This is a genomic window from Shinella sp. 1A1, from assembly GCF_055379515.1.
Genome location: NZ_AP039671.1, coordinates 1127576 through 1139686, shown reverse-complemented (window position 1 = coordinate 1139686; position 12111 = coordinate 1127576). Strand labels below are relative to the sequence as shown.

Sequence of the window (12111 nt, the reverse complement as noted above, 5' to 3'; positions counted from 1 at the left end):
ATCACCAATAGAGCCCCGGAAAGCGGTTCTGCGTCGCCCGCAACGCCGGCCAGGTCTCCTGGGTGTAGTCCCACGACCGTATCGTGCCGGTGAGTTGCAGGACATCTCCGTCGACGTCGGTGAGGTACAGGTGACGGGCCGCATAGACCCGCTCGACGGAACCATCCAACGGCACGCGCGGCGTCACCGTCATATCGAACTGCGAACCGGCGATGACCTCGATGTCGAGCCGGGGCGGCGAGACTGCATCCCGCACCGCCTCGCCGATCCGCCGGTCCACGTTCTGCACCGTCAGCCGCGCCGTCGGCGCCTCCTCGGTATCGGAGAGGAGGGATATCTCGAACTCGAACCCCTGATAGCGGTTGCCGTCCAGCATGTAATCGGCCGGGTCCGACACGACCCGCACCGGCTCCGGCAGGGAGCGGTGACGGATCGTCAGGAAGATGAGGAAGATTTCCGCAGACTCCTGACGCTCAAGTTCGCGGCGGGCGGACTGTGGAATGTCGCGCTCGATCATCGATATCAACCAGTCTGTGAAATCGGCCGCCTAAGGCAGAACCATGAGATTGAAGCTCACCAGCCAAAGCATCGCGGCATGCCGGCGCACCGTATAAAGCTGGTCACCCACCATCTTGACGGTGGCATCCGCACGGGTGCGCGGATGCTTGATCGTGAAAGGCAACGTTCCGCCTCGGATGGTGCCGCGCACGAATGTCTCGAACGTCGTCACCTGGACCGATGTCATCTTGAAGGTGGCCGGAAACTGCGACGTCCAGACGGAGGCACGCAGACGATCGATCGGCGGACCGACCTCCGGCTCGAACGTGACTTTCGGGCTCTCGATCGTTTCCTCGTGTTCGGCGATCGGGCACGGCGGAAGCGTGACAGGCCAGACCGCGGTCATCGCGTCACCTTCACCGGGCGCGCGCCGAAGCGTCCGCCCATCGACTTGTCAAATCCGCCCGAGGCAAATTCGTCCTTCACGCGACTGATGATCACGTCGATGATCTCCTCGCCATTGCTGCCCCGTCGGCGCTGCTGCTGCTTCTCGACGCCGGCATTGTCGATGATGTTGACGGTCGTTCCTCCACCCGACCCGCCGACGGCGCCGGAGGTCTTCTGGATGGCCGGCATGCGAAGATCGACGGGAATGCGCCGGCCGTCCGGCAGTGGAACGGCCGCCTCCGGCCCGGCCTCGCCGAAGATCGCCGCCGAGCGCGAGATGCCGCCGCCCGCAAAGGTGCGGATCGGCTGCGGGCGCCCATGAGCGGCAATCCCGCCCCTGGCATGGAAGAACATCTTGAAGATGTCGCCAAAACCGCCAGCGCCGCCGGAGCCATCGCCGAAGATGCTGTTGAGCGAAATGTCGATCAGCCGGTCGACGACCTTGTCGAGCGCGTTTGCGAGGGCCTCCGAGGCGGAGACCCCATTGCGCAGATCGGAGATGAAGCCGCCCACAAGTTCCTTGCCGAAGCCTGCGAGCTCGCGCGCGGCATCGGCGGTGCGCTGCTGGGACTCCTTCAGCTTCTCCGAAGCGGAAGTCGCCTTCGCATAGTTCTCGGCAAGCCCCGAAATCTGCTCACGCAGTTGCGGTGTCAGCTCGACGCCCGCCCGCTGCGCCTCGGCAAGGAGCTGCTGCTCGATGCGTGCCTTCTGGACCGCATAGCCATAGTCGTTGACCAACGGATTCAGCTTGGCCTGCGCCTCGTATTCGGCGTTCAACGCCTCGATACGGGCCTGAACCTGCTTGAGGTCGCCGCTGAAGATGTCCATCGGCGAGCGCTTGCCAATGCCCGCATCCTTCAAGGAATAACCGGTGCCCGAGAGGAAGGCCTGGGCTTCTTGCTGCCGGCGGCCCTTATTTATGCCTTTGTTATCGGACCCGAGGGCGGCAATCGCCTGCGCGACGGCTTCCGGTCCGCCCCCATTGTTGATGGCGTCAACGATGCGCTTCGGCAACTCACCGTAATTGTAGGCGATTGACGTTAAAGCAGCCTGTTGCCCGTCGTTCAACGACTTCCACGTCTCGATCCCAACCGCCTTCTGAATGCCGTCCTGAAATTCCACAAGGCGACGCTCAAGGTCGCGTTGCGCGTCGGCAAGCGTGACGACTGTGTCCTTCGTGACCTTCTCGATTTCTCCGTTGGCCCGCGTCACAGTGTCGGACCCAAAGCCTACGCGATAGGCGTTCACGTCCCATTTGGCCGTCGAAATGAACCCTTCGAAGCCCTTGACCATCTGCGCCGCGGCGCTCTCACCCGCGACACGGTAACGCTCTTCCGCAGCCCTGAACGAATTTCGCTGGTCCTCGTTGAGAAACTGGCCACCTCCAGAGAAAATTGGAGACAATTGGCCCAGCGGCGTCTTGTTGACCTGTTCCTGCAAAGATCGATAGTTCTTGGCGAATTCGGCCAGCTGTTGAATGGCGGCTGTCGTCGCGGGAATAAGGTCGTTTCTGATCTTGCCGGCGACTGCCGAAATGGCACCGCCACCTTCTGTTCCAAGGCCAAGCGCCTGTGACGTTAAAGCCGCAATGGCTTCCTTGGCCTGATCTCCCGAGAGACGAACGAGCCCGAGGTGATCGGACACCTTCTCCAGATGCTCCTGAAGCGGAATGGACTCCTGCGCGGACAGGCGAAGTTCGGCAGCCAATTTGCGGACCGGATCGGGCAAACCCGTCATCCCTTCGATCTTTGCCATTTCAAGCGAGAATTGGCGGAAGTCGGGAATGTCCTGCTCAAGAAGCTTTAGCGCCCGGCTGAAATCTGAAACGCTCTTGGTTGAGCCATCAAGGATCTTTGCCGTCCTACCGCTGAGGATATCATCCCGTAGCGATCCCGCTAGCGCATCAATCGCCTTTTGCGTACTACCGAACTCGTCGCGCAGCTTCTGTAGCTCAATCTGCCGAGCCGCGTCTGTGTATTGCTTAGCACCCTTTTCTGCGACGCCCCACGCGGCCTCAAACGACTTGATGACCTCCTCGTGTTCCTTCAGATACTTGTCGACGTCAGGGACACCAGAGCTTAGCGACGTGAGGTATTGAACGGCAACGCCGGTCAGGCCGATCAGAGCGAATGATGCCAGCGAGACCGGATTGACCATCGTGGCCAGAGCGCCGCCCAGCGTCTTCACCGCACCGATGAGGCCCCCGGAGCCCTGCAGCGCCTGCGAGACCTGCGATCCCTGTTGAACCATGATCGTGAAAGGCGACGTGCCGGAGGCAAGCCCCATGGCGATATCATTGAGCTGGAAAGACAGATTTGAAACGGCGGCACGCTGCGCGCCGAGGGACTGCACGACCTTCCTGCCCCCATCCTGGAAGCCCTTCGCAGTGTTGTCGTTCGCCTTTCGAAAACGGCTCTCGATACCACTAGCTGTGTCAGCGCCGGACTTGGCGATGGCCGCAAGCTGCTTTTCAAAGCGACGCTGAGTGGCCTCGATCGAGACCAGCAGGCGAGCAGAATCGTCATTGGCGGCCATTCAGAACGGTCCTGTATTTGAGATTGTTGTGACGATGTGCAAAATCGTGGCTCGGAGGAGGAGCCATGAACATCGCTCTTAAAATTCTCGTGGCGATCGCTTGTCTTTGCATGATCGCCGTAAGCAGCCACTATGGGTACGCTAGATATCAAGAATACATCGCGGACGAACATCGAGTTAAGTCCGAACGCAATGAAGCGCTTTCCGCCATACGATGCGCAAAGGAGCGGCTGCAGCAACTCGCCGCTGAAGAAAAAGAACAACACGACGCTGCACAGGTTCGTCGAAGGGAAGAGAACGCCGAGAGGCGTCGGAAATTCCTTGAACGCGTCAAGGCTAGACAGGCAAAGCGCGAACCTTGATTAACGAGAGAATTCTGTCGGCATTGTCCTAAACTAGAATCCATCAATGCCCAGCGCTGCCAACCTATCCTCTTCCATAGCAGGAGGCGTCGGCTCGTCCGTCCGATGGAAGTCGGCGAAACCCTCGACGCAATGGAGGAATTCCCAGATTGTCATCTCGTCGACCTGTCGCGGCGTGAAGCCTATTGCAGCTCCACCCCGATAATAGCTTGACCATCGGGTTTTTCCGTTTCGGAGCGGGGTCGGTGCGTTTCCTTCCCCGCCTTCTGCTCCCCCGGCGCATCACCGTCATCCCACATGATGAAGCGCCGCAGGATATCGGCGGCGGTGACCGAAAGCTCGTAAAGGCTGGTTTCGCCGGTGATTTTCCCGACCAGCTTTTTCGCCTCGATCTCCGCCATTCCGCCCCCGACCAGGCCGAGACGGATCGGCGACACGACGTCGTCCACCTTCCACTGGCTGCCCAGCAGGCGAAACAGCACGACTGAAACGCCAGCGTCGCAGGCCTGCTCGATGGCGCGCAGCTCGCCGATGCCGAGCCGGAAACTATGCTCGCCACCGGCCCATACAATTTCCTCGGCGGCGCGCATCAGGGACCTGCTACGGCGGGAGTGCGAACGGGCAGGCCGTCGAACTGGATCTCGATTTCTGCCGTCACCTTCTGCCCGCGCTCTCGCGAATGGTTGAGATTGGCGAGATATGCCGGACCGGTCTCGTATTCGGTGTCTCCCGCCACGGCTTTCAGATGGCCGACGCGGATGTTCTTCGTGGCGCCGGAATACCACCAGTCCATCATGGTACCGTGGTTCTGCGCCGCCCAGGTCCCTGTTCCGGACAGGGTGATTTCCTGCGACTGGACCGCCCGCTCCACAGCGGCCGGCAAGGATTCGTCGTCGCAGTCCGTCACCTCGGTCGTCGCCATGTTGGACGTCCGGTTCACGGCGTTGCTCGTCATGCCGCAAATCTTCGACCAGACACCGGGCGTGTCGGTCTCGATCTCGATGACCATTTCGTGAAAATTCTCGGTGACAGCACGCGCCATCTTCTTCTCCATGGCAAAGGGGCCGGCGAAGTGCCAGCCAGAAAGGGCATATCGCCCCGATGAAGGTGGAAGGGCTTCAGCCCCGGTTTGCGCCCCTACGGGCAGCGGTCTTGCAGCGGTTCTTCGGCACGACACGTTCGGCCAGACCGCGCTTGACGGCATAGGCAACGACATCTTCCGGCCAGCTCTGCGGGCCAGGTGCGGGTGAAAAGGTGAAGGAAAGACGTGAATGCGGCCGGCGATAGGTGCCGCCGGAATGAACGATCATGTTGGCCATCATCTCACCCATCTGGAAACTCTGCCTTTATCGCCTTCTTCATGTCCCGCATGATCCTGCTCCTGATACGCTTGCGAAGTGCTCGCCACGACGGAAAGAAAAACGGGTTTGCCGGCATGTCTTTGGTTCCGAACTCCTGCCAGCGGGCATAGAAAGCTTCTCGGCTCCCCGCATAAACGGTGATCTTGAGCCCGCGGCTGTCTGGCTCGCTTTCGGCAATGACGGCCGCGCCCTCCGGTGCTTCGCCCCACGTCCATGAGATCGACATCTGCAGGTCGCCGCTGTCGATCGGTACCAGTCGCTTCATCATCGCGACCAACTCTTCGGCGCCCTTCTCCATTGCGGCGCGGGTCGCGGCCTCGACGCGTTTCGGCAACGTGACCATGAGCTTCCTGCGGAACTGCGCTACACCTTCGACCACGGCGCTATTCCTCAATCAATGCCGTCACCTGAACGACGCCATGCGTGGTGATGCCGTCTGGATCGTCGATGACACGGACGAGGTCGACACGCATTAGCACGAGCGCGCCGGTCTCCAGTTCGCCATCGGTATCGTGCAATGCGCCTTTCACTGCATCCACCAACTTGCGGCACGGCCACTTCTTGCCGCCATCGCGCGTCCAGCAATCGAGTAGCAGCGTCTCTTCCCGGCCGCGGATGCAATCGACATCATCAGGCGTAAAATCCGACGGGCCGAAGGTGATATTCGGAAAGGACAGATCGTCATCGTTGCCGTCGACGATCCGGTCACCGACGATGTCCGTCACGGGTGCTGTCGCCAGGAGGCGAGCGAGAACGAGGTCCTGAAACGAGACCGACACGCTCATACCGCGACCCCGCTCTCGACGGTGAATTCGAGGTCTTGCCGATCATCCGTGGGAACCGGGCCAGATCGAACGTTGTAGACCTCGCCTGAGCGCAGATCCCGCATGCGCCAGGACGTGCGAACTTCCCTCGTCTGCGAGTTGTCATAGACCGTGACGACGACGGGTTGCCGTCCTGCAAGGCGCGCGGCCTGCACCGTCTCACCGCCACGGAGGAAGCGGAACGACGCATCGGCCGTCACCGGGTCCCCCCACCCGTCAATCCTGCCGCCGTGGCCGTCAGGAACCTTAACCGGCCTCTCGAAGACGACGAGATAATCTTTCCTGCCTGCATCCATCATGCGAATACGAAGCTCCTGTGCATGGCGACCATCGCCTTGACGCCCATCGGCACGCTGCCGGTCATATCGGCGGTGACATCGGCGCGATGGAGATAGAAGCTGGCGACGAGCATCAAGCACGCCTGCACCAACTTCGGCGATATGTTGCCAGCGCCGAGGCCAGCCTTGAACACGACCGTCGCTTCCGAGATTGCCGGCGAATTCTCGATGTAGAGCGCGGCGTTGCGGATCTCGTAATCCGTCACCGCTCCCGACACGCCCACCGGATCGAAATAGGTCACGGACTGGATATCGGGGTTTGGATACCCCTTGAAGTTCAGGGAGAAATCCGTGCCCGTCGCGGTGAACTCCGTTTCCAGGAACACCGTCTGGCAGGCGCGTTCGACCCAATCGACCGCAGCCTCGACATAGTGTTGCAGTATCACGTCGTCGTCCGAATGACGGACACGGCAATGCTGTTTGGCGAGGGCAAGCGATAGGACTTCGCCTACCGGCTCGCCGGACTGCTCAATCTTCATCTTGCCCTCGCTTGCTGCTTACGGGGTGGGCTCGGTCAGATCGCCGTACACGATACCTTCCGGCCGGAGGGTTTCGAGCTGGATGCGCTCCTCGATGAGGATCGTCACCTTGTTGGCGATGAAGTTGTCGCGATCCTCAGTGGAGCGACGGATCTCGATACCCTTGCGCTGCCAGAGGATCGTGTTGCCTACGAACCCGCCGACAAGGAACTTGCCCTGCGCAACGCCCTTGGTGCGGACGACCGGCAGGCCCCAGGCCGTATTGCCGGCAAAGGCCGGATGCAGGTAGCGGCCGTCCTCGTCTTTCGCCAGGTCGAGCGCCGCGGCGTCGAGATGGTTCATGACGACTGCGGTCGCGACGAGGTCGGCTTCCGAGACCTGGGCGATCGCCACGCGGATATCGTCCATGGCGTTCGCAGGGATGATGCCCGGAACGATGGCCGGATTGTAGACCGTGGAGTTCGCGATCAGACCGTCGACGCGGTTTGCGGTGCCATCGCCGTTGATGACCTCGCCTTCCTCCTTGAGCTGGAGGCCGTAGATGCCGCGCTGGTTGATGTAGCCTTCCATGCCGTCGACGTCGTCGAGGATTTCCTCGTTTACGCGGAACCAGTGCGCCATCTTGACCATCGGCGCGGTCTTGCCAGCAAAGGTGATGTCGGACTGCGGCTTGAGGGCACCGGCGGCCACGGTTGCGGCGTTGTTCGTGTAACCGGTCTCCTGAAGGTATTCGAGCACGGCGGCGGTTGTTGCAAGCGTCGGAATGACGTCGCGCAGGAACAACACCTGGTTGACCGGTTCGATAAGCCCGCGGTTCTGACGACGGACGCCGGCCGGCAGGGTGACCGTGCCGAACGATGCGGACGTGATGTCCTTCATCTCCACCGGTTCGCGGCTGCGCATCTTGGCGGCGAAGTCCTTCGTCTCCGCGATGATGCGGCCAAGCGACTTCGTTTCGTCACGCCGGGCGTTGAGCTTCTTGGTCAGGTCCGTGACCGTCTCGCCGAGTTCGGTCAGTTCCTTGCGGCTGTCCTCGACGCGGCCTTTGATGTCGGTGATATCCTCGCCGGACACCTGCTTTGTCTGGAGCTCGGCGAGCTTTTCCGAAAGGGCCTTCTGCTCCTTGGTGACTTCCTTCAGCTTGTCGCCGATTTCCTTCGACGCAGCGTCGAGCGCTTCCTTGATCTCAAGGTCCATCTTCAACTCCTGTGGTGATGGAAGGTTTAGGTGAAGCTGAACTTCTCTTTGATCAGCTTCGCGATCTCCGAGGCGGACGCGTCGCGCGGTCCATCGCCTAGAGCTTGTGGCGCAAGAGCCGCCTGGGCCTTGGCCAGCCATGCCGGGAAGCCTGCGTCACGCAAGGCACCTTCCACCGCACGTTTGAGGGGCGCGAAGTCGCCGGAGGACTTCGACGCCAGAATTACGTCGTTGATGCTCTTCACCGCATCGATGGTGGCGGCCTCCAGCATGGGGAAGGTCACCACCGAGATTTCGAACAGATCTACTTCGATCAGTTCGCGGTTACCGCCGCGCGTTTCCGACTTGCGCGTCAGGTATCCGATCGACAGGCTATCGACCACGCCGGCCAGCATCATCGCGTGCACTTCAAGGCCCTTGGCCGTCTTGAGGAGGAGCTTGCCTTCGACCCGCAGGCCGACGCTATCCTCCTCGACGACAGACCAGACGCCGATTGGCTGGTCCGGGTCGTGGCCCCAGAGCATCTTGGGCCGGCGAACCGCGAGGCTCTTCTTGAACGCTCCCGGCAAGGTGATGTCGCCGCCGAGGTCGACAAGATGGAATTTCGAGGCATAGCCGGAGAACGTGCCATCCTCCTTGACCGACTGCTCCTCAAGCCGGGAGAACTTGGTTTCCAGGTCCATTTCCTGCCTCGCTTCGTTTCGGAAGATCATCGGCGCCATTGATCGGGTTCATGCCCATCTTCGCGCGGATGTCGTTCTGGGTTTCCCAGGCTGTGTTGTTGCCGAGCGCCTTGGCGGCGTATTCACCGACGGTCTTCATGTCGCCGCGGTAGTATTGCGTCTCGTCGAGGTTCACGTATTGATCCGGCTCCAGCATCGAGAAGGCGATGCCGTGCTCCCAGCGCCGCGCCCATGGCTGCAGCGTCACCGTGACGTGATAGTCCATCGCGTCCGCGATCCGGGTCAACGATTGCCCGGCCGCGTCGTGCGCGAGGAAGATCGGATGAATGCCATAGGCGCGCGCCACCTCCTCGATGAGGAAGCGGCGAGTCTCCAGCAGCTTCATATCGGCCTGCGTGGGAATGATGCTCTTGTAGTTGGCGCCGCTGTCGAAGATCGGCGTACCGGGAAGCTTATCTTTCAGCGCGTCCTCGACGGCCTTGGCCGCATCGTCACCGAGCGTTTGGTCGGTCGTGATGTAACCGCGGACGGCCTTCTGTTTTCCGTCATCAACTTGGCGCTCTTCGAGCGTGATCGCGAGGCCGAGAACCTTCTTGATCTCGTTGGTGATGTCCAGGCCTTCGATGTCGTCCCATCGCGGGTTCGATATCTCGATGAAATCCTCACGCGTCAGGCCGTCAACACTGCCAATGCCGGGAATGGTGCCAGTATAGGTGACGCGGGCCGTCTCCGGGTCCTTGACCGCGCGTACCTGCCCGTCGACGATCGGGATCAGCCGCTTGATGCGCTTCTTGTAACCACGGTCGATGTAGGCCCGGCCGACACCGTCGAATACGGCATGCAGCGTCAGGCATTCGACGAACTCGACCGGCGTCATGTAGTCGTTGGGCTTCTGCCCCAGCCTCTCCGCAAGCTCGCCTTCCATTACGGGACGGCGGATCATGCGGCCCAGATCATCGTAGGACTTCAGGCCGGTGATGATCGGCATCGCGGCGACGCCCTCGGCTATCCGCAGGCCGGCGGCGAGCGACGCCGTCACCTTCAGATGCCTCTCGGTCGCGGCGATCTCGCGCTCGATGATGTATTCCTGGTAGAACCGGTTGCCGTTGAGATCCCGGTCCTTTTTCTGGAAGAAGGACGGCCACCTCATGCCATGCGCACCCCGCGCGCCATGTAGCTGCCCTTGGCCTTCTTGTCCGATTTGGACGCCCCGACGGCCATAGCCTTCGAGACCATGCCGTCGATGCGGCCGCGGCTCTTGTTCTTGTCGAACATCTGGTTACCTATTCCGTCAGAGATCAGGACCACGTTCGATGCGCAAACGTCGGTCAGCTTGTTTTCCTCGATGAGGACTTCGCCCTTCAGGATCTTGTCCGTCATGCGGCTGATGGAGTGCGGCATGCAGAGCTGCCGGTCCTCGAAGGCGATCTTGGTGCCCTGTGCATGGGTGACGATCTTGAGGCCAGAGCCGGCGGGCTCCTTTGGCCCCATGTAACGCCACACAGGAAGGCCCACCTCGGCGGCTGCCTTGATGAACTCCGAGATGTAAGCCGGATCGACCGTGAGACTGTCGACCTTGAACTCTGCCCGCAGCGTCGCGACCTGTTGAGCGACGAACGTGTAATCGATCGTCTCGCTTTGAAGGATCGTCACGTACTTGTCGGCCGCGAATGCCGTGTACGGGATGCCGTCCTGCGCCTCGCGCCGGGCAAGACCACCGCTGGTCGTCCAGTACCATGTCTTGAGCGTCAGCCTGTCATCAGGTGCTCGCCAGCACGCCGAAAGCGCGGTCAAATCGTTCTTGCGCGACAAGTCGAGCGAAAGGAAGCAAGGAAATTCCTTCACTTCCTCGGTAAAAACTGGCCCCAAACACGCCCTCCAGGCCTGTTCATCCGGTAGCCAAAACCCCGATGAGCCCACGGGTTTCCCGAAATACAGCCTTTCCGTCGCAAGCCGTTCGGAGGCGATATGCTTCGCGGTCTCCACACGGCGCCGAACGTTGTCGATCGGATAGGTGATCCCGAGCGCCGGGAGCGCTTTCACCCAACAGGATTCGTCGTTGAACGGGTCGTCGTCCTCATCGACACGCGCGATGTAGGAGAACGCAGCGTCGTCTTTGATCACGCCTTCCGCGACGCGCTGGTAGAACTGCGAAAGATCGGTGGCGACCGTCTGGTCCACCGCCGGCGTATTGGTGCCGAGCAACATCAGCGGGTCGCCGGGCATCTTGTCGACGGCCGCGCCCCACAATTGGAGCGCCTTGTCCGTCTTCATCTCGTGGATCTCGTCACCGAAAACCGCGATCGGCTTCGGGCCGGAAATCGTATCGCCGGAGGCCACCGGCAGAAACTTCGCCTCCATCGACGGGACTTCTATCTTCCAGGCGTTGTCGCCAACGCCACGAATGATCACCGTACCGCGGCTCTCCAACGTCTCGCCGTCCTTGCCGGGGATATCCGCCCGGCACAGCGCGACGGCGTCGGAGAACAGAACCTTGGCCTGATCCTTATCGTTCGCGATGGCGTACGCTTCGGCTCGGCGGATGCCGCAGAATCCGATCATGTAGACGCCGATCGCGCCCATCAACGGCGATTTAGCCTGTCCTTTCCCTGTCTCGATCCATGCGCGCCGGAAGCGTCTGGTCCCGTCGGCATTCCGCCAACCAAAGAGCGACCCGACGACGAATGTCATCCAGTCCAGCAGGTGGAATGGCTGGCCGACCTTTTCGCCGGCCGTGACGGTGAACATCGCCGGGAAGAAGCGCAGAGCCCGGCCCGCCTGCTCCAGATCGAATTTCAGCCCTCGCTGGTGACCGTCCTTCAGGTCGTTGAGGTGGCGCTGACATGCAGCGCGGACGAACCGGCCTGCGATGATGTCTCCCTTGACGACCCTATTGGCGTAACCCGTTGTCGGATCCAAGGAACTCGTCGGCGGCAACCTTTCCGGCGGCCGGCTTTTCCCTGCCCGCTTTGACTGTTGCCTCACCGAACATCGCCTTTTCCAATTTCAGCATCCGCTCGTTCAGCTTCTCGCAGGCGGACCAACGGTAGTTGAAATATTCGCCGCCCTCCTCGCCTTTGAGGACCGGCCCTTGCTCGAAGGCAGTCGGATGAAGGCGTTCGAACTCGACTTTCGCCCGAACATATCGGTCGGCGCGCGCCAGGTTGGCAGCCGTGACAGCATCGAGTTCCCTGAGAGCGGCGACGGTCTCTTTCCAGAGGATTTTCGCCAGCTCGGCGGCTTCCTCATCGTTCGCAAAGACCCGGCCATATGCCGGTTGGACTATCTTGACCACCCTACCCCTCTTTCGGGACTGGTTTCAGTGCAAATGAAGGGGGGACGCGGATGCGGGAAAATCGGGCCCCTTTTAAACTTTGAGGGGGTGGT

At 61.2% G+C, this 12111-nt stretch carries 16 protein-coding genes; 1 reads left to right on the top strand and 15 read right to left on the bottom strand.

The features are described 5' to 3' along the window. Position 1: 1 nt before the first annotated feature. Genes ACZ48C_RS05665 through ACZ48C_RS05655 form a run of 3 tightly spaced genes read right to left on the bottom strand, consistent with a single transcriptional unit; the run spans position 2 to position 3480 of the window. A complete protein-coding gene (locus ACZ48C_RS05665) occupies positions 2–517 on the bottom strand; it encodes a DUF1833 family protein (protein WP_464782461.1) in 516 nt (171 codons plus the stop codon). Between the two features lie 30 nt (positions 518–547). Then, positions 548–904: a hypothetical protein gene (locus ACZ48C_RS05660; RefSeq protein WP_464782460.1), complete on the bottom strand. Its 357-nt coding sequence runs from the start codon at positions 902–904 to the stop codon at positions 548–550. After that, positions 901–3480 carry a phage tail length tape measure family protein gene (locus tag ACZ48C_RS05655; protein ID WP_464782459.1) on the bottom strand — a complete coding sequence of 860 codons (2580 nt, stop codon included), beginning with the start codon at positions 3478–3480 and terminating at the stop codon, positions 901–903. Before ACZ48C_RS05655 ends, ACZ48C_RS05660 begins: the two co-directional genes overlap by 4 nt. 65 nt (positions 3481–3545) lie before the next feature. On the opposite strand from ACZ48C_RS05655, the gene ACZ48C_RS05650 reads away from it, so the two are divergent. Next, positions 3546–3842: a hypothetical protein gene (locus ACZ48C_RS05650; RefSeq protein WP_464782458.1), complete on the top strand. Its 297-nt coding sequence runs from the start codon at positions 3546–3548 to the stop codon at positions 3840–3842. 182 nt (positions 3843–4024) lie between these two features. Here ACZ48C_RS05650 and ACZ48C_RS05645 read toward each other — a convergent pair whose 3' ends face one another. The 12 genes from ACZ48C_RS05645 to ACZ48C_RS05590 form a co-directional block, all read right to left on the bottom strand. Then, positions 4025–4432 carry a gene transfer agent family protein gene (locus tag ACZ48C_RS05645; protein WP_464782457.1) on the bottom strand — a complete coding sequence of 136 codons (408 nt, stop codon included), beginning with the start codon at positions 4430–4432 and terminating at the stop codon, positions 4025–4027. Further along, positions 4432–4884 carry a phage tail tube protein gene (locus ACZ48C_RS05640; RefSeq protein WP_464782456.1) on the bottom strand — a complete coding sequence of 151 codons (453 nt, stop codon included), beginning with the start codon at positions 4882–4884 and terminating at the stop codon, positions 4432–4434. The genes ACZ48C_RS05645 and ACZ48C_RS05640 overlap by 1 nt, the downstream gene beginning before the upstream one ends. Positions 4885–4960: 76 nt before the next feature. Beyond that, positions 4961–5173, bottom strand: a complete 213-nt coding sequence (locus ACZ48C_RS05635; protein ID WP_464782455.1) for a hypothetical protein — start codon at positions 5171–5173, stop codon at positions 4961–4963. Beyond that, a complete protein-coding gene (locus ACZ48C_RS05630) occupies positions 5166–5582 on the bottom strand; it encodes an HK97-gp10 family putative phage morphogenesis protein (protein WP_464782454.1) in 417 nt (138 codons plus the stop codon). Before ACZ48C_RS05630 ends, ACZ48C_RS05635 begins: the two co-directional genes overlap by 8 nt. 4 nt (positions 5583–5586) lie before the next feature. After that, entirely contained in the window at positions 5587–5988 is a 402-nt protein-coding gene (locus ACZ48C_RS05625) for a DUF3168 domain-containing protein (protein WP_464782453.1), read from the bottom strand. Further along, entirely contained in the window at positions 5985–6326 is a 342-nt protein-coding gene (locus ACZ48C_RS05620) for a head-tail adaptor protein (RefSeq protein ID WP_464782452.1), read from the bottom strand. Before ACZ48C_RS05620 ends, ACZ48C_RS05625 begins: the two co-directional genes overlap by 4 nt. Then, entirely contained in the window at positions 6323–6844 is a 522-nt protein-coding gene (locus ACZ48C_RS05615) for a head-tail connector protein (protein ID WP_464782451.1), read from the bottom strand. The genes ACZ48C_RS05620 and ACZ48C_RS05615 overlap by 4 nt, the downstream gene beginning before the upstream one ends. Positions 6845–6862: 18 nt before the next feature. Then, positions 6863–8041 carry a phage major capsid protein gene (locus ACZ48C_RS05610; protein WP_464782450.1) on the bottom strand — a complete coding sequence of 393 codons (1179 nt, stop codon included), beginning with the start codon at positions 8039–8041 and terminating at the stop codon, positions 6863–6865. A gap of 26 nt (positions 8042–8067) precedes the next feature. After that, complete coding sequence (locus ACZ48C_RS05605; protein WP_464782449.1) at positions 8068–8724, bottom strand: HK97 family phage prohead protease; 657 nt, start codon at positions 8722–8724, stop codon at positions 8068–8070. Next, the gene (locus tag ACZ48C_RS05600; RefSeq protein ID WP_464782448.1) at positions 8693–9874 is read right to left on the bottom strand and encodes a phage portal protein; all 1182 of its coding nucleotides are present in this window, start codon (positions 9872–9874) and stop codon (positions 8693–8695) included. Before ACZ48C_RS05600 ends, ACZ48C_RS05605 begins: the two co-directional genes overlap by 32 nt. Next, positions 9871–11643 carry a terminase large subunit gene (locus tag ACZ48C_RS05595; protein WP_464782447.1) on the bottom strand — a complete coding sequence of 591 codons (1773 nt, stop codon included), beginning with the start codon at positions 11641–11643 and terminating at the stop codon, positions 9871–9873. Before ACZ48C_RS05595 ends, ACZ48C_RS05600 begins: the two co-directional genes overlap by 4 nt. Then, positions 11615–12019, bottom strand: a complete 405-nt coding sequence (locus tag ACZ48C_RS05590) for a hypothetical protein (RefSeq protein WP_464782446.1) — start codon at positions 12017–12019, stop codon at positions 11615–11617. Before ACZ48C_RS05590 ends, ACZ48C_RS05595 begins: the two co-directional genes overlap by 29 nt. Positions 12020–12111 lie beyond the last annotated feature (92 nt).

Excerpts from the sequence above, each read along its gene's own strand:
- ACZ48C_RS05615 (WP_464782451.1), bottom strand. The coding sequence starts at position 6,844 with ATGAAGATTGAGCAGTCCGGCGAGCCGGTAGGCGAAGTCCTATCGCTT.
- ACZ48C_RS05610 (WP_464782450.1), bottom strand. The coding sequence starts at position 8,041 with ATGGACCTTGAGATCAAGGAAGCGCTCGACGCTGCGTCGAAGGAAATC.
- ACZ48C_RS05620 (WP_464782452.1), bottom strand. The coding sequence starts at position 6,326 with ATGATGGATGCAGGCAGGAAAGATTATCTCGTCGTCTTCGAGAGGCCG.
- ACZ48C_RS05625 (WP_464782453.1), bottom strand. The coding sequence starts at position 5,988 with ATGAGCGTGTCGGTCTCGTTTCAGGACCTCGTTCTCGCTCGCCTCCTG.
- ACZ48C_RS05655 (WP_464782459.1), bottom strand. The coding sequence starts at position 3,480 with ATGGCCGCCAATGACGATTCTGCTCGCCTGCTGGTCTCGATCGAGGCC.
- ACZ48C_RS05640 (WP_464782456.1), bottom strand. The coding sequence starts at position 4,884 with ATGGCGCGTGCTGTCACCGAGAATTTTCACGAAATGGTCATCGAGATC.
- ACZ48C_RS05605 (WP_464782449.1), bottom strand. The coding sequence starts at position 8,724 with ATGGACCTGGAAACCAAGTTCTCCCGGCTTGAGGAGCAGTCGGTCAAG.
- ACZ48C_RS05660 (WP_464782460.1), bottom strand. The coding sequence starts at position 904 with ATGACCGCGGTCTGGCCTGTCACGCTTCCGCCGTGCCCGATCGCCGAA.
- ACZ48C_RS05665 (WP_464782461.1), bottom strand. The coding sequence starts at position 517 with ATGATCGAGCGCGACATTCCACAGTCCGCCCGCCGCGAACTTGAGCGT.
- ACZ48C_RS05645 (WP_464782457.1), bottom strand. The coding sequence starts at position 4,432 with ATGCGCGCCGCCGAGGAAATTGTATGGGCCGGTGGCGAGCATAGTTTC.
- ACZ48C_RS05600 (WP_464782448.1), bottom strand. The coding sequence starts at position 9,874 with ATGAGGTGGCCGTCCTTCTTCCAGAAAAAGGACCGGGATCTCAACGGC.
- ACZ48C_RS05635 (WP_464782455.1), bottom strand. The coding sequence starts at position 5,173 with ATGGGTGAGATGATGGCCAACATGATCGTTCATTCCGGCGGCACCTAT.
- ACZ48C_RS05650 (WP_464782458.1), top strand. The coding sequence starts at position 3,546 with ATGAACATCGCTCTTAAAATTCTCGTGGCGATCGCTTGTCTTTGCATG.